The sequence below is a fragment of the Staphylococcus sp. GW823-FHT05F06 genome (genome assembly GCF_058795495.1).
Map to the genome: position 1 here is coordinate 1 of NZ_JBXAHW010000010.1, position 21648 is coordinate 21648.

Consider the following 21648-nt stretch of genomic DNA (forward strand, 5'->3'; position numbering starts at 1 on the left):
AAATAGTTTGTAACGTTTCGTTACTGTTTATTGGAATTAACGTTGACATATTGTCATTCAGTTTTCAATGTTCATTTAGTAAAATCAATCTTTTTCATTGTACTATATTGTTTTAAGAAAAGTCAATAACTAATTGATATTACTTAATTAATTTTAAAAGCTTTTCGTTAACTTTGCAAGGGTTATTTTTACACCAACTCAACAAAATTATCAATCGCTTTACATCCGCTTTTCAGCGACTTTTATATAATATCAATTTTATGTTTTGAAGTCAACAATTAAATTGAATTATTTTTTATTCGTATGAGTTCTTTTATTCACTCACAAGAAAACATTCTAACACATTTCTTAAAATTTGCAATAGAAAAATCGTATGAAAATATTTTTCACACGATTTAAACGCCAATTTAGATATTCTCGATTTTATTGTTTTTGGGTGCTTGCTATAACTTTTCTTGCGATTAAAGTATACAATTCTCCTAAACGATCATCCGATTGATATATCGAAGGCGAAAAGTCATTGGGATTCCATGTAGGTTGTTCTAAAGGAAGTTCAGCAAATAATTGCGTCTCAAGTTCATCAGAAAGCTTTTTGCCTCCTCCTTTTCCGAAAACATACTCTTTTTTACCTGTTTCTTTACTTTCAAAATAGCTCATATTTTCTATAACACCAAGAATTGTATGTTCTGTATGTTTAGCCATTGCACCTGCTCGTGCCGCTACAAACGCCGCGGTTGGATGCGGTGTAGTTACTATAATTTCCTTACTTGATGGTAACATTGAATGTACATCTAAAGCTACATCTCCTGTGCCAGGTGGTAAATCAAGAAGTAAGTAATCAAGTTCTCCCCACTGTACTTCTGTAAAGAAATTCGTAAGCATCTTACCAAGCATTGGACCTCTCCAAATAACCGGTGCATTTTCTTCAACAAAAAATGCCATTGAAATAACTTTTACTCCATGTCTCTCTACAGGTATAATCTCCTTACCATCTATACCTGGTCTTTCATCTATTCCCATCATATCAGGCACACTAAAACCGTATATATCAGCGTCTACTAATCCTACTTTCTTACCTTCTCTTGCTAATGCTACGGCTAGATTGACAGCAACTGTCGATTTACCAACCCCACCTTTACCTGAAGCTATAGAAATGAATTCAACTGGATTATTTTGTGATAATAGTTCTTCAATGGTTTTGGGCTTTTCACTACCTTTTCCTATATATCTTTCGACTACTTCGCTAGGAAGTTCTTCAAAACGAATTCCCACAGTATTTGCACCATTTTCTTTTAAGGCTTTGACTATAGCCATTTGAAGATCTAATTGTGGCTGTCCCCCTAATTGCGCCATTGCCACTTTAACACTCACATGGTTAATATTATCCTTAATAGAGACATCAACAATACCTTCAGATTCTCTCAATGGCACATCAATAATCGGATCCTTTAATGCCCCTACAATTTCTTTAACTTGATTTACCGTTAACAAAGTAAATCCCCCTTATTGATTTTTAATTTATCTACATAGCAACTATAGTTGCCTGTTTATATATATCATTTATATTTTTTAGTATAAGACTTTTCCTAATATAAAAAAAGAAGTTAGCCCATTTTTAAAATAGACTAACCTCTAATTATTATACTTTCCTACTATTGTGAGTTAAATGATTAGGCTCCTTTATAAATAACGCTAGAACAAAAGCAATAATCACAAAAACAGTGACTAAGGCGAACGATACATCAACTCCCACAGCAACACTTTGTCGCTGGATCATTTCTTTACTAGCGTGTTCACTTGATGATACAACCCATTGAGCACCTATACTCATAAAAGTGACCATTAGAGCAGTTCCTAGAGATCCCGCCATAACACGACCAAAGTTCATAATTGCCGTTCCGTGGGAAATGTCTTCAGTTTTCAATGCATTTATCCCGGTCGTATTGATAGGCATCATTAGTAAAGACACTGCAAACATACGAATCGCATAGATTACTATCAAATACGTATAGGATGTATCTACTTTAAGAAAGCATAATAGAAATGTACAAGAAATCAATAAGATAAACCCAGTAAATATTAACGGTCTAGGCCCATATTTATCGTAAAACTTTCCTGTAAACACAGACATAATACCATTGATAATCGCGCCAGGCATAATTACTAATCCTGATAGCAACGCAGATAATCCTAAAGCATTTTGAACATACAATGGAATAAGTAAAGCAGGTCCTACCATAGATAACATAATGATCATAGAAGTAATTGTAGAAAAACAAAATATTTTGTTATTAAATATTTTCAAATTTAATAATGGATTAGAAATTGTAATTTGTCGTTTAACAAAAATGCCAATGATGATTAAACTTATTAAAAGTGAACAAAGAACAATTGGGTTAGAAAAACCTAGGTTACCAGCACTACTGAAAGCATAAAGCATTAAGCCAAAACCTAATGTAGAGTATATAACGGATTTTTTATCCAGTTTTGTTTCTTTCGTCGTGTTATAACTTGAAATCGATACAAAACCAAATATAAATGTAACTAATGCTATACCGACAATAACAATAAATGGCACTCTCCAACTTGCATTGTCAATGATTAAACCAGTAAATGTAGGTCCAATTGCAGGTGCAAATTGTATAACTAATCCTGCAAGTCCCATTGCAAATCCACGGTGTTCTTTGGAGAACAATGTAAACAATGTAAATTGCATTAATGGCATGAGTATACCTGCACCGACAGCTTGAATTACCCGTGCAATCATGAGCACGCCAAAATTAGGTGCAATAGCAGCAACGATAGACCCTATCAGAAATGATCCCATTGCACCTAAATATAGCGGTCTTGTTTTTACTTTATCCATTAAATAAGCGGTGAGTGGAATCATGACACCATTCACTAACATGAAACCTGTAATCAGCCACTGCGATGTATTCTCATTAATATTTAACTCACGCATAATGTGTGGCAAGGCTGTATTAAGTAATGTTTGATTTAAAATGGCCACGAAAGCGCTAATTAACATTACAGATACAATTAAATTTCGCTTAGTCTTAGACAATTCATAACTGGCCATAAACATATACTCCTTTTTATTCAAATGATAATTCCATATTCAACCAAATTTTAATTACCGATACAAACTTAATGCTCAGAATAATATAGAGATTTCTTATTATTTTGGATGCCATTATAGTGTAATTATTTAAACTTTGAACAGCTTGGTAAAGCATGATACAATTGCAATTTTTAATAGCATTATCAATCATTGCTATTAAATAATTAAATTATTTTCTATCGTCAAGTTCAATTATTCCATATTAAATTCTCTTTTTTACAAAAGCCTTACTTTTTATTATTCAAATTTTTACTTTCAGGATAAAAAACTTCTTTACATACAAATAAAAATCCTATAATAATCATAATTACCCAAAAATGTATATTAACATGTACATAGTGTATGTGAACTATAAAATAAAACATAATTGTAGTAACAATATAGGAGATGAGATGAAAGTTAATACCTTGAAAGTATGGATTTTTTGGAAGATTCTTTTTAAAATAATCCATTAAATGCTCAATTGAAAATAAAGTAAAATAGCCTAAAACGATATAACTACCGTAGTATATTAAATTATCATAAAAGCCTTTATTGTAACTAAAATCGCCTAAGTGTAAATAAATAAGGATGCGACTCAAACCGTACAAACCAAAGCCTAAAAATGTTAAAAAAATTGCTCCGGAAATAACAAATATAGTGAGAACAATAAGTGTTACTAATAAATGATATGATTTATTTTTTAAAAATTTCATCACTTTTGTCCTCCCCTACACTTCGTATACATATATATTATCATGTAAATAAGAGCATATAAAATTTTAAGTTATACAACATTTCTGCTTCTCATCTCAACTTATTTCATTTTATTTTCACAAAAAAGCAAGTAGATATGGTATATGCATTTCTACTTGCTCATAATTAAAAAATCATTCTGCATTTTTTCTAAGATTGAATAGTATTGCTTTTATATAATGTCATCCATATTACAATTAAACATACTGCAATTATTAAGACTAATCCTAACACATTGTGTAAATTAGAACCAAATAAACCAACATTTAGTGCATACATATAGCCCATAATCGTAGATCCGACTGACGAACCTAAATTTTTTGTCAATGCATAAAATGACATCATCTTTTTCATATTTTTTGGAGAAGTTTCCTCTTGGACAATAACACTATCTTTTGTATAAATATAACCAAAACTTAAACCTGCAAAAACAACCGCAAAAGCAATAAGCAATGGGAGTTTTAAGCCAAACATTATCATCAGACTACTAACTAATAAAACAAAAAATGAGCAAATATATAATGTTTTTCTAGTAAAATGCGCTTCTATTTTACCTAAATTGAAATTAAGCGTAATCCAAGCAACAGACAACGGGAATATTACAAATCCACTTTGTAAAGGTGATAAACTAAGTTTTTCTTGTAAATATACTGGTATATATAAATTATATCCCATCAGTGTTATCGCAATAAGTAAATCAGTTATAAAAACTAGAACTATTGATATGTTAAATTCTTTTGTTGGAAGAAATGGTTGTTCGATACTATTTTCTATTTTAAATAGTAGCCATAAAACAGCTAAAGCTAAAATAATTGAGAATATGTTAAAAATAATATGATGTTGGTTGAGTAAACCAAACATTAATAAAGCTATAAAGATATAAAAGATAATCAATCCTTTTATATCAAAACGACTCTGTTGTACTTGTGTCTCATCAGGAAAATGAAAAGTCATAAGTACAAGTATTATTGCCACTATAGCAATAGGAATATTGATATAGAATAGCCAATGCCATGAAGCAAACTCTAAAATCGCACCACCTAATAATGGGCCAATAATACTCGAAATTCCCCAAACACTTCCAACTATACCCATAATTTTATATCTCAAAGGAATTTCAAAAGCCAACTTAGGAACTATTTGTGAGAGTGACATCATAACTCCTGCTCCAAAACCTTGTACTGTTCGAGAGATAATTAAAAAAGTAAACGTCTGACTTAATCCCGACATTAAACTACCTAAGGCAAACAATAATACCCCTACAACAGCAATGTAAATAATTTTAAATCTAGACATAAGTTCACCAACGATAGGGTTAGCTATGACTAAAGCAATAAAATATACGGTAAATACTAATGAAACTAGATTACCGGCATTCAAACTATTTTTTATTGTTGGTAATGCTAATGAAATAATAGATGTTTCTATAGCTGCCATAAACATTATTAGTATGAGTGCCATTACAGTAATGATAGACTTAAGATTCATAAAAAAACTCCCTTTTTATTGGATTTAGCTATTGAAACGTAAAATTGACTTTTTAATATGATGATACTCATACACCTTTTGTTTTCAATAAAAAAGAGTGAGATCAGTACATCTCACCCCTTTATAAAGTCTATAAAGTTAAAATTTCAACGCAATCATGTGTTTATTTGAAGTATAATGATATTTCTAAAAATAATACTTATTTTTCTCTCTAACTTATAATGACAGAATGTTGCAATCACATAAAATAAAAAATGCCTATCATATGTAAGAAAGAAGCAAGAACAATAAATATATGCCAAATCATATGAAAATAAGGTTTATTTTTTTGGGCATAAAACCATGCTCCGATAGTATAAGATAACCCACCAAGAAATATAAAGAAAATAAACCACCATGATGTTCGCATAATAATAATAGGTAAAAATATGATACCTACCCATCCCATCACCAAATAAACAATGAGACTTAATCTATGATTGACTTTAGTTGCTATTGATTTATACAAAATCCCCCATAATGTCGTTCCCCATAATAATATTGTCACGAGCCAACCTAACCAACCGCCGACAACACTTAACAAAACAGGTGTGTATGTTCCTGAAATAGCCACATAAATCATACTATGGTCAATAATCCTTAATATATATTTATGAGACGTATTATTTTGCATTGAATGATAAATGGTTGATGATATGAACATCATAAAAATACTAATCACATAAACTGACACACTAATTGACTCTAATGTGCCACCATTGTTAAAACTATGCACTGCTGCATATGGAAGAATAAATAATGTAAGTAATGCAGCAGCACCATGTGATGCTGCATTACCAATCTCTTCTCCAAATGTTAAAGGAATGATGTCCTTAAAAGTTTCTACCACAGAATCGTTTTTTCGCTTAGATGATTGAGACATCTATTCCACCACCTTTAGTTAAATCAAACCCATTCGTTTTAAATCTTCTGTAGCTGTATGTACACTATCCTTACCTTCTTTATTTTTTAAAGGTGAAAATTCTTCCTCTCTTGGAACTTGTAATGTTACAAAGCTTGTACCGTACCTAAATATATCAAAATAAAATAATTCAAACTTTAATGTAGGTCGTTCAACCACACCAAAATTTTCATCTAATTGCTTTAATTGCTTGATTGCCAAATGATACGGTAATTCTCTATCAACAGCACTGGTAATGAAACCTAGTTTAAAAGCATGGATACCTATATTAGCATTGTTAAATTGATTTGCTATGTCTGTATCTAATTCAGAATACTCCAACACAGTGTCTTTACAATCAACATTTACAAGCCGACCTACACTTTCACTATCTTTAGGTTGAATTGTTTTTGATGTGATGTCTTTACTTTGTGTCACTGTAAAACCGGCAAATAACGGGTCTAAAACTTTAACTAAGACATTATCAATGTTATTTAAGAAGATATATTTGACGTGATCTTGTTGCATCTTATCAAGATATCCTGCTTTCTTAAGAGACTTGAATACACCCCCATTACCATTAGGTGTTTCCATTATATGTCCATCTCTATTTAAAACAAGCTTTCCTTCTTCACTTAAAGCAACAATGTTATCTTGCTTAAAGAAATGAATATGATTGGCATCATAGTTAAAATATTTATGTTGTTTAAAATACTCTATTGTATCTTTATGATTAATGTCACTTGTCATAATATACCAATTAATTGTGTGGCCGGTTTCTTCTTTTAAACGAATCAGTTGACGCGCCTGAAGTTCAAATAAACTCGTACCCTCTATTTCAAAAGAACCTTTAGGCCCTTTATATCCTAAACGCGTACCTTGTCCTCCAGCCATCAATAATACAGCAAATTCACCATTTCGTATTGCCTCATAACCTTTTTGTTCATATGTATGTCGTTCTTCTTCATTGAGTCGCGATTTCACTTCATATTTGACTTCAGATACAGAAGATACATCATCAATAGTTTTTCTATTAACATATAAATCTTGATATAAATCTTGAATTTCTGCAAGATTTAACTGATCTACTTTTTCATCTAAAGCATTCTTTTCATTACTACTCATTAATTTTTCATATTCATACAAATGCTCTTGGTTATACTTTTCCAATTGATTTTTGTCTAACATGATAACGCTCCTTATGTATACGTAATTTTAATTGTTATTTTTCTCATAATAATCTTATTTGATTAACCAATAGTGCATCATAGTATTTAAATATGGTTGAAATAAAGTATATATCGCACCAACACTTAATGCAGTAGCTAGAGATACATCTACTAGTCCCCCAGTTTTAAAATGAATGGGTGATACGATATTAAATGGTAAAGGATATAATAGTTTAACACCTCTTGGGGTTAATATATCAAGTATAACATGCGAAAACATACCAATAACAATTGCAACCATATAATACATCGGAGTTTGTATGAAGTACAGTAAAAAACTAATTCCTATAATAAATAAAAGTGAATGCGTAAATGTTCTATGACCAAATAAAATTCTGACAAAAAAACTAGTAAGCCTAAATCGTCTTCCTATTTTACTTTGTGTATGACATATATCTGGCAATATACTTGAAATGACTGAAAGTACAATCACTGATATAGAAGTAAATATATCTGTATGAAAATATTGTGTGGTTATTGCACCGACTAAAAAGCCACATGATGCGTGTGTTTTACCTGTCATGTTTTGTTCTCCTTTATAAAAATATTTTAGCATATTTCATCCTATAATGCGAACATACTTTCGTACTTATATTTTATTAGTATGACATAATTTTAAAAAGTATCACATAAATACTTGAAAACGATTACACAATCATTTATGATAGGTTTATAAATTAATTAAAGGAAGTGTTTTCAATGGCAATGACAGTTAAGAAAAACGATAATGAAGTTCGTATTCAATGGAGAGTAGCAGATATCAAAATTCCAAATAATGAAATTAAAAATGTTACTCAAGATCAAGATATTCATGCCGTACCAGAAGAGAATGGTAAAGAAATCTCTCGTATTGGTTCTACTTTCGGAAAAACAAATCGCGTATTAATTGATACCGATCAACACTTATATATTATTTACACTCAAAATGATCAAAAAGTATATAATGAGTTAACAAAATAAATTACAGATTTATATTTTTCAACATAACTTTATAATTAGACTGTCGACATAATTCAATACAATGTCGACAGTTTTTTAATGTGATATTTACAAAATTGCAAAGCTAAATGATAAATATTATATTGAAGAAAATAGACTTGGAGGTAATTAGAATGTTCGTTGTTACAAATAGAATCACTGTAAAAAAAGGATATGCAAAACAAATGGCGCCTAATTTTACTAAAGGAGGACCTATTGAATCTTTAAAGGGCTTTGAAGGTATTGAAGTTTGGCAAATTGATAAAGATGATTATAGCGAAGATATGTATGTAAATAGTTGGTGGGAAACTGAAGAAGATTTTAAAAATTGGGTGAATAGTGATGTATTTAAACAAGCACATAAAAATACTGGAAAATCCGAAGATTCACCAGTCATTAAAAGCGAAATTGTTAAATCAAATGTTTTATCTTCTTTGAACAGAAGATAAATTATCTAAAGGGAGTGGGCTAGAATACGTATATGATTTATTGTCTAATTTTTATAATTATAAAAATTAGAACAAGTTTGATATATGAGAATTTTTATTTCAACCATTAGTAATTTATATTACTGTTGTTATGATTTTCTTCCCCCCACTCTCACTAAATTAAAAATGAGTATATCTTTTATCCGATAAATAAATGCGCTAATAAAGCAATTATTGGAAGCGTAATGATAGTACGAATTAAAAAAATCATAAATAATTTACTTATACTAACTGGAATTTTAGAACCAAGAATCACGCCGCCTACTTCAGATAAATACACAAGTTGTGAGATACTCAATGCTCCAATTACAAAACGTGTTACATCATTTTGAACCCCTTCAATAAGAATTGAAGGTAAGAACATATCGGCAAACCCAATTAAAATTGTTTGTGATGCTTCATGTGCTTCTGGAATTTGTAACAATTCTAGTACTGGAACAAATGGTTTTCCTATAATTTCAAAAACAGGCGTGTAGTTAGCAATAATGGTAGCTATTGTTCCTATACTCATAACAACTGGTAAAATTACAAACCACATATCTACAACTGTTTTAAAACCTGAAATTAAAAATTCTTTAAACCCTGGCGATTTAATTCCAACTTCAGTTGCTAAATCAAAACCATATTTTAATGCTGTTTTGCCTTCTGGTAGCTGTTCATTACGAGCCTCTTCACTTACTTCTTTAGCATATTCGTCAGGAATATTTTTAAGTGGCCAAATTCTTGGCATAATCATTGCTGCAATTAAGCATGAAATGACAACTGTTAAATAAAAATAGAAAAATTGATCTTGCATTCTAATTGTTTCGGCAATGACAATAGCGAACGTAATAGATACAACACTAAAGGTTGTGGATATTACTGTTGCTTCTCTTCTAGAGTAATATCCTTCACCATATTGTCTACTAGTAATTAAAACACCAACTGTACCATCACCTATAAATGAAGCTAGATTATCAACTGTCGATCTACCAGGTAAAGTAAACAAAGGTCGCATGATAGGTCTAAAGATGGGTCCAAGTAATTCTAATAGACCATACTCCATTAATAAAGGTAAAAAGATTGCAGCAAATAAAAATACTGCTACAAGAGTAGGTAATAAACTTGAAAATACTAATCCACCTGTATCTTCAGATTTAATCATTTCAGGTCCAATATTTAAAAATGTTAACCAAGAAAAGAAGACAGCTAATACTCTCAAAACAAGCCATCCTATTTTAACGTTGAAAGCACTGCTCATTAAACCTTGAGGATTTAATTTATTTTTATAAATTGTAGAGCATAATATTGTTAAAATACCTGATACAGTTATGATGGTTACAATTAAAATTGGCATAATACCACCAAGCCAATCTTTTAATAAACCAGCTAAAAAAGCTATAGGAAGTGTCGTTTGCTGCTTTCCATCTTGAACGACTGGTATAGGAACTAAAAATAATATAATCCCTAACAATGACATAGTGATAAATTTAATTCTACCTCTTACTATGTCAACTTTTTTAAATCCATTCATATATATTCAATCCATTTCTATCTTTTTATATCCATATGTAATTTAAAGTATATCACATTATATATATGCATTATTTTGAATAATTACGTAAAGAACACTATACGCTATTTATTAACTTTTAGCAAATCCATTTTAACTCTTTTTCATTTAAGCAGTTCTATTCGTATATGATTTATTTTTTTATTTTTTAATGGGCCATCAAAATGATATTGTGACATCAATAAGAGCCTGTACATTAATTTGTAATGTATCAGGCTCTATAACTAAAAAATACGATATTGAAACTATCAAATTTACTACATCTTACGTAATAAAAATAAGAAATAAGGTGCGCCTATAATTGCTATTACAACACCTACAGGAATATCAAGAGGAGGTTGTATACCTCTTGCTAAACCATCACCAAAAGTTAATAATATTGCTCCTACCAAACCTGACATGATTATAACATGTATATTTTTATGGCCGACAAGTTGACGTGCAATATGAGGTGCTATAAGACCTAAAAAACTAATACCCCCTACTACCGCAATGGAAGCACCTGCTAACATTACTGCTAATACAAGTAAAATCATTTTTAAGATTTTTACACGTGCTCCTAGTGCAATGGCTACATGATCACCTAAATTTAAAATATCAAGTTGATACCCTAATAACAATACTATAGGTACAGTGATAATAAACCATGGTAATAAACTATAAAAATTGACTATATTATGACCGTATAAACTACCAGTCAACCATAATAACGCATTATTTGCATCAAGAGGATTACGTATAAGCAAGAATTGGACAATGGCCGTACAAATTGCACCTATCGCTAAACCTATCAATGCTAATTTTGATCCCTTTACATCAAATTTTGAAATAAGAACTGAAAGAATAATACTTATTGTCAAAGCACCGATAAATGAACCTAAAGGAAGAACAAATAGAGGTGCTGATGGAAATATCATTATGATCATTACTGCTGCTAAACTTGCCCCTTTTGTTATTCCAATAACATCAGGTGAAGCAAGTGGATTTCTTATAACCCCTTGTATCACCGAGCCAGAAATAGCTAAACTACTGCCTATAAGTAATCCTAAAAGTGTTCTAGGAATTCGATATTCATTTAAAATAAAGTCATTGTGTAAAAAGAAGCCTGTAACTGCATGAATAGGATTAATCATTACTGATCCTATACATAGACTAAAGATTGTACTAAAAATTAATAACAGTAAGACAATGGTATAGCGCATCTTCAGGTTTTGTTTAATCATATGCGATTCACCCCTCTAACAGTTATGAATAAGAAGTAAAAAGCACCAACAAATGATGTAACAATACCTACTGGCGATTCGAATGGATAAGTAATTAAGCGACACAATACATCAGAAATAAGTAATAAAGTAGCGCCGAATATAAATGTTAAAGGTATCATCAATACATAATTTTTATTTATATATCTTTTCACTATGTGTGGAACTATCAAACCTACAAATCCTATAGGCCCAGCAATAGAAACAGAAACACCAGCAAGAACAACGACCAATATTCCAACAATCATTCTGACGATTTCTGTTCTTTGTCCTAATCCTCTGGCAATATCATCACCTAACTCTAATATAGTTAATTGTCTTCCCATAAATATGGTCACAAAAATAGCAAGGAGTAAAAATGGTAAGATAAATATAATCTGTTGCCATTTTATACCGGCTAATGAACCAACTAACCAGAACATCACTGTATCATTAGAATCTTCATTTAGAATAATTATACCTTGAGTCATACTACTAAAGAACAGATGAATAGCCATACCTGCAAGTGCTAATTTAATCGGTGTAATCGACTTAGTAGAGCCAGACAATGTATAAACAGTAAAACCTCCTAAGAAGGCACCAATTATCGCTAAAATTGTAGAGTAAGAGCCTAGCGATGGTATAAGTACAGTTATAAGTACAATAACGAAGGAAGCACCTGCATTCACACCAAAAATCTGTGGTGAAGCCAAAGGATTTTTGGTAATTGCTTGCATCAATAAACCTGCAATTGCTAAAGCGCCACCAATAATTAAACCAGCTAGCATTCTTGGCATACGTACATTGTGTATTAAGAAAGTTGCCTTTGTATTCGTGTGTCCAGTTACATAACTTAAAATATCATTAAATTGTATTTTTGAAGAACCAATCGCTAAATTCAAATATACTGAAATAAAAAGAAGGCACACACCCACAATAAAAGTGAGTGTAGTGCGCTTTTTCTTTTTTTGTTCAATAGCGGATTGACTATCTTTATTCACCATAGTCATTGTTTTCCACCTTACTTATTATCTTTTTTACTATCTTTCTTAGATAATTCAACAAGTTCTTTTGCCATTTCTTCTGAAGAAATTAAACCACGTGATCTTGCCCATAAGTCACGGTCTAAAATATCAACACGTTGATTTTTTACAGCATTTAATTTCTTCCATACAGGATCTTTTTCTAGTTCTTTTAGTGAAGGTTCGTTAGAACTTGCTTTGTTTGTCATTATGAACATACGCTCAGGATTCACTTGAGATAAAGTTTCAGTGTTCATTTGTAAGTAAGGTCCTTTAAGATACTTACTTAAACCTTTAGTAACATCATCACTTAATGCTTCTTTAAAACCTAGTTGACTTAGGAATTGACCAACATAAGAGTTGCTTGGATGAGCAAGCAAACCTGATTTAGCAGCTACTGCAGGCAATACCTTTTGATTTTTATCCATAGTTATTTCTTTTTTATATTCTTCAATTTTCTTATCGTGTTCTTCTAAGCGTTTTTTACCTTCTTCTTCTTTACCTAAAGCTTTTGAAATTGTTTTAAAAGCATCAATATTTTCATTATAATCTCCATCGAAACTTTTCAGTTCAATCGTAGGAGCAATTTTATTTAAGTCTTTATAAATACCTTTGTGTCTATTATTATCAGCAATAATTAAATCTGGTTTAAGTTTACTGATTTCTTCTAAGTTAGGTTGCTTACGTGTTCCTACAGAAGTGTATTTTCCAATTTTATCTCTTAATGGTTTAATAATACGATTTTTTTTGTTATCATCCGCTATCCCAACAGGTTTAACATCTAAAGCAACTAACGCATCAACAAATGAATACTCAAGAACAACAACACGTTTAGGGTGTTTAGGTACTTTCGTAGTACCTTCTTCGTGCTTGATTTCAACTCCATCTTTTGATGACTCTTTACTTGAGTTACTTGAACTATTATTTCCACATGCTGCAGTTGCAATTAAAACAAACAATAAGCCAATTACACTTAAAATTTTTAAACCTCTCACTGATTCCACTCCTTAATATGTATATGCTTACATTATTAGTTTATTGATAACGATTCTCAATGTCAATAACTTATTTTATTATTTTCATAATTAATCCAACTCTGAACAAATGATGTTTACAAAAAATGCTGGTTTTTAATAAGTAAAACCTATCAAATTTAATTTGAGACGGTGCGTTGAGTTAAAGGTAAATAAGAACTATTAGCACTGGGAATATATAGGCATATCGAAGTTCTGAACAAGGGATTCTATTTTTGAATCACTACTATATAACTTAGTTAAATTTTTCATATACATGCTCTGAGACAGTGCTTCATAATTCAAGCTAAATTGAAGTTTATCACCGATTTGATAATGATCTTGGTTATTTAAATCAATCATCAAATGATCACTTGATGCACCTAATATTCTTATATCATTCCCAAGAGGTTTTATCCCCTCAATAAACGTATCTAAATAACCGATATCTACTATAGCTTGTAAATAAGATTGATTATTTTTTTGATATAGACGTGGTTTTATCTCTATAATTTCTGCTTCTAATACTATCGCATTTTGATATAAGCTATTAATTGAATGATTTGTCGTCGTATCTATACCCCTTAATAATGCCTCCCCTATACGAAGATCATTGATTTTATCTAAATGATTGTACAGTGTTTGAGGTAACATACTCGAATTTCCACCTGAAATAATTCTAAACTTAAAATGAGTTTCGTTTTCTACATTATGTATGAATTTGTTTATCATACGAACATCTTTTTCATTGGGTGCTTCTGATTTAAAGCACATAAAATTAAATGCCAAGCCAACAAGTTGTATGTGAGATAATCTAAGTACTTCTTGAACATAACGCACCACATCATAGGTCAAGACCCCTTCTCTACCATCTTTCCAGTCAACCATTAGCATGATTTGATGTTTAATATCAAGTGATTTTGCTAACGTATTAAGTTTTTTGATTGTGGTTAATTCAGTTTGGATACTCATTTCTACTCTTGAAATCATCTTTTCCAAATCTGCTTCAACAGTAGGTCGTAACAATGTAAATGTAATATCTAAATCTTTGAGTTGTTCAATGTTATCTAGTCTTGATTCAGCAAAATGAGTAATTCCTAAAGACTTAATACTTGATACAATACGTTTATCCCCTGCGACACATTTAATTACTGGTGTAAAATGGATATGTCTACGTTCTAATAACGATTGAAGTACTTTGGCATTATATTTAATTTTAGATAAATTGACACGAACATTCGCCATGCACTACACCTCTTTTTTTATTGGATTATCTAACTTGGTATTTAAATATTTTTTCACTTTATTTTCCATTCTCATACTTAATAAAGCTTTGACTGTGATAGTTGACCCAAACAATATTTTTTTCAATTTTTCAGCATGTGGCTTGTCATTATCGATTGCCATTTCGATTTCTTCACGCACAATTTCAAATAATTCTTCTTCTATTACTTCATCATACTGATTAAAATGATGAATCAATTCTGCTAGTTGATTTTGAATAACTGCATGTTGAAATTTAGCAATAACCTCTTCAATAGTATCTGCAATAAGACTTTCATTTGTAACATCTATTTGAGGAACTTTCTGTTTAAGTGTATTTAAATCTATACGAGAACCACCTAAATCACGTACAATGAATTTCATTTTATAATTAGGTCCAAGATTAACAATCGTATTTTGCATATGTGCTTCAAGTGCTATGCCATAATTTTGAATATACGCAATAAGCGGTGTAACTAAGGTTTGTGTATAAATTGCTATAAAATGCTTAATATGATCAAGTGTGATTTCATTTTCTATCCATTTTAAATAACTATCTACAACTGCCTGATTATCAATTGGATTAGGATTAACTAAACTAGCTGTTACAACTGTACAACCATAATCATATATCGTAGGTTTTTGACGTATGATAAGCGCTAATTGTTTTGATAAATCAGATGCCGTGTGAGCATAAGCTCCATAAGGTTCCATCGCGACTTGAAGTTCTGGAAATTCCTGAAGCAATCCTTGTAATGCATGGCTTAACTTAGGACCATCTACAGTCGTAACTGATGAAACTGTTCTAACAGCACTTGTAGCTTGAACATTTACTGGCAATTTCACATGATATGGTGTATGAATTAAATCCATTGTTCTAAATGATAAAGTAGCTTTGGACTCAACAGTAAATGGTGTAGGTAGTAAGATTTTCTTGGCTATCCATTCTTCAAATTGTTCGCCGATAGTATGATCATACTGCCAAGGATGTATCAACATCACTCTGTAATCGTTAAGATTTAATCGAAGTGGCTCGAGGTAGCATTTTAAACGATCTCGATATTCAGGAATAACTTGATTTAGAATAAAATTTTGATCATCATTTATTGCTGTTGTTACTACATGATTTTTTTCAATAAGCATAATATTTAATGGAATAACTTTTTCAAATTCTGGTGCATAAAGTTTCAATTCATTAGTACTGAGAGGCAATTTAGTTTTTGTTAAAGGATGTGTTGGATGCCCTTCTATCACAAGACTTTCCGAGTAACTTAAATCATCTGTAATACCACTATCTTGTAAATGTTGCAGCCAAGCAATAAAATTTATAGAATCGGGTAATTTACTAAATTTCATACTCTGATGAATGAGTGTTTGTCTATTATAAAAATGTTTGTACGTTTCATACAAACTATCCCTACTATGTATTAATTCATCGTATAATCGTTTTGAAATGTTGATATGAAATATTTCCGTTAGTATTTGAAGAAGTTCTTCTAAACTTTCAATTGATTGAGACAATTTTTTATTTTTTAATACTATGTCACCAGTAAAAACGTATCTTTTTAAGGCACTTTTTCGCGCTACTTTTAACGATAAAAGGTGATTATTGAGAAAAAATTCAACTTTACACGTACCTTCTTTAATACGCATACCTTCAGAAACAATATGTTCCTTAATCATTGCGTTAATCGTTCGATATTGGATGTTTTTGTCAGCTAAAAGCCATTCCTTATGATTCATTATTGCTCTCCTCCATATTCGAAATACGTTGTATGATATAAAAAATGAGTGAAATACTGATAGTGCTAATTCCCATAATAGTAAATGTAGTTAAAATACCGAACATATCCGCGAAAAAGCTCATTATTAAACTACCTAACGGAATCATACCTCGATCCATCATTATAATACTTAATACTTTCCCTCTATCACAGTCCTTTACACTATGTTGAAAATAAACTCTATTAGTTGTTCTAGCCCATTGACTAAACAAGCCTATTAACGTAATACAGATAAACATAACTACTAAATGATGTATGATAATACCTAGTAAAGCTATACCAAATAATATTGAACTGAGATAATACATTTTTACTGTACTCAAGTGTTTTAAAATTGATGGTAAGACTATTGTTGCAACTATTCCTCCAATCGCACAAAAAGTCATAGCTATACCAAACACTTGCGATTGACCAGGAAAAATATGGTTTGTTAATACTGGTAAAACTGTAGTGTAAGAAAAGCCTGTTGCCATAATAATTATAGACGTAATGAATATCTGACTACCTTCTAAATTACTTTTAAAATAATTTAGTACAACTTTAAGTGGTAGTGCTTTTCCTTCTTTTTGACTTAATATGACTTCAAAATGAATAGGTATACATAAAACTGCTGCGATAAAATAGCACACTGCTTGAGCTAAAAATGTAGTGGGTGTATGGTATACAGCTATTAATCCACCTGCTATTGCTGGTCCTATTGATCGGCATATATTAATAATGAACGAATGAAAAGAAACTGCTTGAGTTGTAGAAATTTTACTAGATAAATCAGGTAAAACTGCTTGTCTCACTGGAGTTTCTACAGCACTTAGTATGCCCCTAAATGTTGCATATAAAAGAATGATGAAAATCGGTATACTTTTAAGACTATAAGTAAGTAAACACAATAATGCTGTAATTATGAATGATGAAGTAATAGTGATGCGTAACAGAAGCCCTTTGTCATATTTATCAGCTATGGATCCTGCCCAAACACTTAATAGTAAAATAGGTATAAGACGACAGAAATTAACTAAACCCAAATATACAGCATTATGATATGTTGTGAGTACGAACCAATTTAAACCCACTTGACCAATCCAATTTCCTAAAAATAACAGAAAAGAACTGGAAAAGAAATATTTTGCCATCAAATTCCACCTGTCTTTTTCATTGATAATAATTATCATTATCATTAATATGGATTATACAAATGTTATTTATTTTTGTAAAATATTTTTTAGAGGTGAATTATGAATTTCAATCAATTTATAAATAAACAAAATATAATAATGACTGAAGATGAACATAATGTATATGACTTTCTTAAACATCATGATCCTAATTGGTCTTCTAATTATATTGATCATTTATTAGATGGACGTGATAAAGTAAGTCAACGTTTAATTACATCTTTACATAGGGAGAATTTAGTAAAAAGTCGCGATCATAGTCGTATACTTAATCGACATCAGTTTGCTGGATACGGAGTTAATGTGATTGCCATTTTAGAAATCTATTTTCCAATATCTAATATTTATTTGTATGCACCAATAACTGGAATGCATGCATTCGATCGCATTGATGTTGAAGGACCTTTTTATTTTAAGAATCTAAGTAAAGAAGATGATTTTGAACGTGTACTACATCCTAATCAAATATTAGATTGGATATTAATTGAAGATGAAAACTTAAATAACGAGGCTAGCGTACAATTTAGAAATGATTTAAATAATAGTGCAGCTAATATGACTTTTGCTTTAAGTTTCCAGCACTATACGATGCGTAATGAAAGAGCGCCATTATATAACCTTATTAAAAATGCAAATGATAGTTACTTGCGTTCCGAACAATCTGTCATCGAAGGTCATCCCCTTCATCCTGGTGCTAAGTTAAGAAAAGGAATGAATGCTGAGGAAAACTTTATGTATTCATCAGAATTTGGTAATGTTATTCATCTAAAAGCCGTGTTTATTCATAAAAGTATAAGTCGTATTCAATCATTGAATGTAGATTACAATGTTGCCGTAAAGCAAATGTTTCCCGACTTAATTAAAACCTTAGAAAAAGAATTTGGCGAAGATTTTAATTTACAAAATTATCATTTAATGATGGTTCACCCTTGGCAAATAAAACATATTTTACAAAGTGATTATCGGGATGAACTAAATGAAAAGTTAATATTGATAAGTAATCATTCGGTACCATACTATGCCGGTCTATCATTTAGAACGTTAGTACCTAAACAACCTGATTTATCCCCGCACATCAAGTTATCGACGAATGTACATATAACCGGTGAGATTCGAACATTGTCTGAACAGACGACATATAATGGACCATTAGTGACGCAAATTTTAAGAGAGATTATGTCAAAAGATGAAGATTTTTCACATTATCAATCTACTTATATCGATGAAAATGCAGGGATACACTTTTATAATCGAAACGACAATGAGGCAATTCAAACAGATCGAAGTGAACAATTAGGGACTTTGTTTAGAAATAATTTATATCAATTTATATCTAATGAAACAGTGCCAGTAATTCCATCAAGTTTGGTTGCGACCTATCCCTATAATACTGAAGCACCAATCTGTACGTTAATCAAAACGTATCAAAATACGCATCAATATAAAAATTATGAAGAAGCAGCGAAACAATGGATTAAAGACTATAGCAAAGCTCTTCTTGGCTTAGTTATCCCTCTTTATTCAAAATATGGAATTTCGCTAGAGGCACATTTACAAAATTCAGTGGCAACTTTTAATAAAGATGGCTCACTAAATATGATTTATATCAGGGACTTTGAAGGATTACGTATTGATAATGAACAATTGAATAATGCTGGATTTACCACTAGACATTTCCATGAAAAATCTAGAATCCTTACAAATTCTAAAACATCAGTATTTAATAAAATGTTCTATTCAACAGTTCAAAATCATTTAGGTGAACTCGTTATTACAATAGCTAAATATTCTAATAGTAAAGTCCTTGAACAAGAAATATGGCAAATTATTTCACAAACAGTAGAAGACATTTTTAATCACATGACTCACATTTCAAAACAACATCTCAACAACATCAAGCGCACTATTTTCGCATCCGAAATCGATTATAAGTGTGTCACAACAATGCGTTTAGAGGATCAAGCACATGAATATACGTATATTAAAGTGAATAATCCACTTCATAGAAAGAATGATTTATAAAATCAAAAAGCACTTGAGCGTCATGCTCAAGTGCTTTTTTGGTATACATCAAGAGATTGATTATTTTAAACCTTCTCTTTCATTGTTTTCTTTGTTATCTTTTTCATTTTTTTGTTGCCATTCTTTTTTTGTCATTACGTCGTCAACTTGCATGTTAACTTCAACAACTTCTAAACCAGTAATATATTTTACTTGTTCTTTAACTAAGTCTGTCACTTTACGGAAAATTTTAGGTGCAGATTCACCATATTCTAAAATAACTTTTAAATCTACAGCAGCTTGTTTTTCTCCAACTTCTACAGATACGCCTGTAGTTACATTGTTACCGTTTGAGAAAGCGTTAGTAAAGCTATCTGTGAAGCCACCTTTCATGTCTAAAATTCCTTTAACTTCACGTGCTGCAATACCTGCAATTTTTTCAACTACTTCATCTGAGAAAGTTAATTTGTTTTCAAATTGAGGTTGATTATTTTGAGCTTGTTGTTGCTCTTTTCTTTCTTGTTCATTAACACCTGTTTGATTATCATATGCTTGTTTAGCTTTATTGTTATCTACTGCCATAATACATTCTCCTTTATTTTTAAATTAGTTTTATTCATAAATTAATTGATTAGAAACTTCTTAATATCTGAGTCTAACTCCATCTATTTAGGAAGTTTAAGAAATCTTGTGTACGGTCTTTAATATACCCGATACCGATTCCTATTAAACATAACACTATAATTAAAATTGTCTTCCAGAATCCGAGAGTTAGGAATAATATAGCTATAATTAAAAATGCTAAAAATCCAATAATACGCCATTTAAACGATTTTAAAATATTTATAAATTGTTGAGTAGCGTCTTGTCCGTTTTGATTGTTATTATCAGCCATGGTATCCCTCCCTTACAATACACGTGGACCAGATGTTTTCTGATCACGTACGTTAACTTCTAATTTTCTAACAGGAATTTCAGTAAAGTGTTCAACATTACTTTTGATATCAGCACGGATACTCTCTGTTAAACTCTTAACTTGAACATGGTTTGGTACGAAGAAATCTGCTTTGATGTCAATAAATGATTTATTCTTTTTGTTATAAAGCTTACTTACAACATTTGGTTGTCTAACTTGATCATATTTAGCGATTGTATCGTAAATTGTTTTTTCAACAGCTTTACGTGATACGTAAATATGTCCATCATCAAAGTTTTTATAAAGTCCAGGTTTGCGATGCGTAGGTTTAAAAATACTAAGTACTAATATAAGTCCGATTAATATAAGTAATCCTGCAAGCCCAATCAATAGTGGTTGGAACCAATTAAATTGTAAGAAGTAGTCTTGATAACTTTGAATGCGACTATCATCTATATACATAAATAATAGGAAGCCAACTATAGCCACAATGAGTAAGCCGAGAATAAAATTCTTAAGTCTTTTCACCTCGCACGTCACCTCCTTAGCAAAAGTTAATTTTAGATTATACATCAATTAGGTACCCTATAAATATTTTTTAAAACATTAATAATTCAAATTGATATCTTAATTAAAATATATTTAAAGAAGTACAGCTTACAGTCATTATTCCCTATTTTTTTAATTGAAAACCAGAATTAAGCA

Annotated in this window: 20 protein-coding genes; 3 read left to right on the forward strand and 17 right to left on the reverse strand. The window is 30.7% G+C overall.

Annotated features, from left to right (window positions below; all coding sequences use genetic code 11):
* Positions 1 to 423 precede the first annotated feature (423 nt).
* From AC1Q7N_RS07565 to AC1Q7N_RS07595, 7 genes are all read right to left on the reverse strand, one after another.
* Positions 424 to 1491: a P-loop NTPase gene (locus tag AC1Q7N_RS07565; RefSeq protein WP_001829773.1), complete on the reverse strand. Its 1068-nt coding sequence runs from the start codon at positions 1489 to 1491 to the stop codon at positions 424 to 426.
* Positions 1492 to 1639: 148 nt separating this feature from the next.
* Positions 1640 to 3079, reverse strand: a complete 1440-nt coding sequence (locus AC1Q7N_RS07570; protein WP_002486258.1) for an MDR family MFS transporter — start codon at positions 3077 to 3079, stop codon at positions 1640 to 1642.
* A 269-nt stretch (positions 3080 to 3348) separates the two neighbouring features.
* Positions 3349 to 3816 carry a SepA family multidrug efflux transporter gene (locus AC1Q7N_RS07575; RefSeq protein ID WP_001829729.1) on the reverse strand — a complete coding sequence of 156 codons (468 nt, stop codon included), beginning with the start codon at positions 3814 to 3816 and terminating at the stop codon, positions 3349 to 3351.
* Positions 3817 to 4006: 190 nt separating this feature from the next.
* Positions 4007 to 5344, reverse strand: coding sequence for a multidrug efflux MFS transporter SdrM (gene sdrM, locus AC1Q7N_RS07580; RefSeq protein WP_021298837.1), 1338 nt, complete (start codon positions 5342 to 5344; stop codon positions 4007 to 4009).
* A 238-nt stretch (positions 5345 to 5582) separates the two neighbouring features.
* The gene (gene trhA, locus AC1Q7N_RS07585) at positions 5583 to 6266 is read right to left on the reverse strand and encodes a PAQR family membrane homeostasis protein TrhA (RefSeq protein WP_001829724.1); all 684 of its coding nucleotides are present in this window, start codon (positions 6264 to 6266) and stop codon (positions 5583 to 5585) included.
* Positions 6267 to 6284: 18 nt separating this feature from the next.
* Entirely contained in the window at positions 6285 to 7472 is a 1188-nt protein-coding gene (locus AC1Q7N_RS07590; RefSeq protein WP_001829743.1) for a UTP--glucose-1-phosphate uridylyltransferase, read from the reverse strand.
* A 54-nt stretch (positions 7473 to 7526) separates the two neighbouring features.
* Positions 7527 to 8036, reverse strand: coding sequence for a metal-dependent hydrolase (locus AC1Q7N_RS07595; protein ID WP_001829793.1), 510 nt, complete (start codon positions 8034 to 8036; stop codon positions 7527 to 7529).
* Positions 8037 to 8212: 176 nt separating this feature from the next.
* On the opposite strand from AC1Q7N_RS07595, the gene AC1Q7N_RS07600 reads away from it, so the two are divergent.
* Positions 8213 to 8473, forward strand: coding sequence for a SunI/YnzG family protein (locus AC1Q7N_RS07600; RefSeq protein ID WP_001829752.1), 261 nt, complete (start codon positions 8213 to 8215; stop codon positions 8471 to 8473).
* A gap of 152 nt (positions 8474 to 8625) precedes the next feature.
* On the forward strand, positions 8626 to 8940 hold the full coding sequence (locus AC1Q7N_RS07605) for a heme oxygenase (RefSeq protein WP_001829739.1): 315 nt from the start codon (positions 8626 to 8628) through the stop codon (positions 8938 to 8940).
* Positions 8941 to 9118: 178 nt separating this feature from the next.
* Here the strand turns inward: AC1Q7N_RS07605 and AC1Q7N_RS07610 are convergent, their stop codons facing one another.
* The 7 genes from AC1Q7N_RS07610 to AC1Q7N_RS07640 form a co-directional block, all read right to left on the reverse strand.
* Positions 9119 to 10492: a YjiH family protein gene (locus AC1Q7N_RS07610; RefSeq protein WP_002484860.1), complete on the reverse strand. Its 1374-nt coding sequence runs from the start codon at positions 10490 to 10492 to the stop codon at positions 9119 to 9121.
* A gap of 296 nt (positions 10493 to 10788) precedes the next feature.
* Positions 10789 to 11754, reverse strand: coding sequence for a FecCD family ABC transporter permease (locus tag AC1Q7N_RS07615; RefSeq protein ID WP_001829779.1), 966 nt, complete (start codon positions 11752 to 11754; stop codon positions 10789 to 10791).
* Positions 11751 to 12782: a FecCD family ABC transporter permease gene (locus tag AC1Q7N_RS07620; protein WP_001832732.1), complete on the reverse strand. Its 1032-nt coding sequence runs from the start codon at positions 12780 to 12782 to the stop codon at positions 11751 to 11753. The genes AC1Q7N_RS07615 and AC1Q7N_RS07620 overlap by 4 nt, the downstream gene beginning before the upstream one ends.
* Positions 12783 to 12793: 11 nt before the next feature.
* Positions 12794 to 13789, reverse strand: coding sequence for an ABC transporter substrate-binding protein (locus AC1Q7N_RS07625; protein ID WP_001832728.1), 996 nt, complete (start codon positions 13787 to 13789; stop codon positions 12794 to 12796).
* 201 nt (positions 13790 to 13990) lie between these two features.
* Entirely contained in the window at positions 13991 to 15052 is a 1062-nt protein-coding gene (locus tag AC1Q7N_RS07630) for an alanine/ornithine racemase family PLP-dependent enzyme (protein ID WP_001829764.1), read from the reverse strand.
* Between the two features lie 3 nt (positions 15053 to 15055).
* On the reverse strand, positions 15056 to 16813 hold the full coding sequence (locus AC1Q7N_RS07635) for an IucA/IucC family protein (protein WP_021298826.1): 1758 nt from the start codon (positions 16811 to 16813) through the stop codon (positions 15056 to 15058).
* Positions 16803 to 17984, reverse strand: coding sequence for an MFS transporter (locus AC1Q7N_RS07640; protein ID WP_002495570.1), 1182 nt, complete (start codon positions 17982 to 17984; stop codon positions 16803 to 16805). Before AC1Q7N_RS07640 ends, AC1Q7N_RS07635 begins: the two co-directional genes overlap by 11 nt.
* Positions 17985 to 18086: 102 nt before the next feature.
* Here AC1Q7N_RS07640 and AC1Q7N_RS07645 point away from each other — a divergent pair, with 102 nt between their 5' ends.
* Positions 18087 to 20048: an IucA/IucC family protein gene (locus AC1Q7N_RS07645; RefSeq protein ID WP_002494665.1), complete on the forward strand. Its 1962-nt coding sequence runs from the start codon at positions 18087 to 18089 to the stop codon at positions 20046 to 20048.
* Positions 20049 to 20108: 60 nt separating this feature from the next.
* Here AC1Q7N_RS07645 and AC1Q7N_RS07650 read toward each other — a convergent pair whose 3' ends face one another.
* The 3 genes from AC1Q7N_RS07650 to amaP all read right to left on the reverse strand — a co-directional run bounded on the left by AC1Q7N_RS07650 (position 20109) and on the right by amaP (position 21471).
* On the reverse strand, positions 20109 to 20609 hold the full coding sequence (locus tag AC1Q7N_RS07650; RefSeq protein ID WP_001829780.1) for an Asp23/Gls24 family envelope stress response protein: 501 nt from the start codon (positions 20607 to 20609) through the stop codon (positions 20109 to 20111).
* 73 nt (positions 20610 to 20682) lie between these two features.
* The gene (locus AC1Q7N_RS07655) at positions 20683 to 20922 is read right to left on the reverse strand and encodes a DUF2273 domain-containing protein (protein ID WP_001829717.1); all 240 of its coding nucleotides are present in this window, start codon (positions 20920 to 20922) and stop codon (positions 20683 to 20685) included.
* Between the two features lie 12 nt (positions 20923 to 20934).
* Positions 20935 to 21471: an alkaline shock response membrane anchor protein AmaP gene (gene amaP, locus AC1Q7N_RS07660; RefSeq protein ID WP_001829712.1), complete on the reverse strand. Its 537-nt coding sequence runs from the start codon at positions 21469 to 21471 to the stop codon at positions 20935 to 20937.
* Between the last annotated feature and the right edge of the window lie 177 nt (positions 21472 to 21648).

Coding starts and splice junctions, on each gene's coding strand:
- AC1Q7N_RS07570 (WP_002486258.1), bottom strand. CDS start 3,079: ATGGCCAGTTATGAATTGTCTAAGACTAAGCGAAATTTAATTGTATCT.
- AC1Q7N_RS07575 (WP_001829729.1), bottom strand. CDS start 3,816: ATGAAATTTTTAAAAAATAAATCATATCATTTATTAGTAACACTTATT.
- sdrM (WP_021298837.1), bottom strand. CDS start 5,344: ATGAATCTTAAGTCTATCATTACTGTAATGGCACTCATACTAATAATG.
- trhA (WP_001829724.1), bottom strand. CDS start 6,266: ATGTCTCAATCATCTAAGCGAAAAAACGATTCTGTGGTAGAAACTTTT.
- AC1Q7N_RS07590 (WP_001829743.1), bottom strand. CDS start 7,472: ATGTTAGACAAAAATCAATTGGAAAAGTATAACCAAGAGCATTTGTAT.
- AC1Q7N_RS07595 (WP_001829793.1), bottom strand. CDS start 8,036: ATGACAGGTAAAACACACGCATCATGTGGCTTTTTAGTCGGTGCAATA.
- AC1Q7N_RS07600 (WP_001829752.1), top strand. CDS start 8,213: ATGGCAATGACAGTTAAGAAAAACGATAATGAAGTTCGTATTCAATGG.
- AC1Q7N_RS07605 (WP_001829739.1), top strand. CDS start 8,626: ATGTTCGTTGTTACAAATAGAATCACTGTAAAAAAAGGATATGCAAAA.
- AC1Q7N_RS07610 (WP_002484860.1), bottom strand. CDS start 10,492: ATGAATGGATTTAAAAAAGTTGACATAGTAAGAGGTAGAATTAAATTT.
- AC1Q7N_RS07615 (WP_001829779.1), bottom strand. CDS start 11,754: ATGATTAAACAAAACCTGAAGATGCGCTATACCATTGTCTTACTGTTA.
- AC1Q7N_RS07620 (WP_001832732.1), bottom strand. CDS start 12,782: ATGACTATGGTGAATAAAGATAGTCAATCCGCTATTGAACAAAAAAAG.
- AC1Q7N_RS07630 (WP_001829764.1), bottom strand. CDS start 15,052: ATGGCGAATGTTCGTGTCAATTTATCTAAAATTAAATATAATGCCAAA.
- AC1Q7N_RS07635 (WP_021298826.1), bottom strand. CDS start 16,813: ATGAATCATAAGGAATGGCTTTTAGCTGACAAAAACATCCAATATCGA.
- AC1Q7N_RS07640 (WP_002495570.1), bottom strand. CDS start 17,984: ATGGCAAAATATTTCTTTTCCAGTTCTTTTCTGTTATTTTTAGGAAAT.
- AC1Q7N_RS07645 (WP_002494665.1), top strand. CDS start 18,087: ATGAATTTCAATCAATTTATAAATAAACAAAATATAATAATGACTGAA.
- AC1Q7N_RS07650 (WP_001829780.1), bottom strand. CDS start 20,609: ATGGCAGTAGATAACAATAAAGCTAAACAAGCATATGATAATCAAACA.
- AC1Q7N_RS07655 (WP_001829717.1), bottom strand. CDS start 20,922: ATGGCTGATAATAACAATCAAAACGGACAAGACGCTACTCAACAATTT.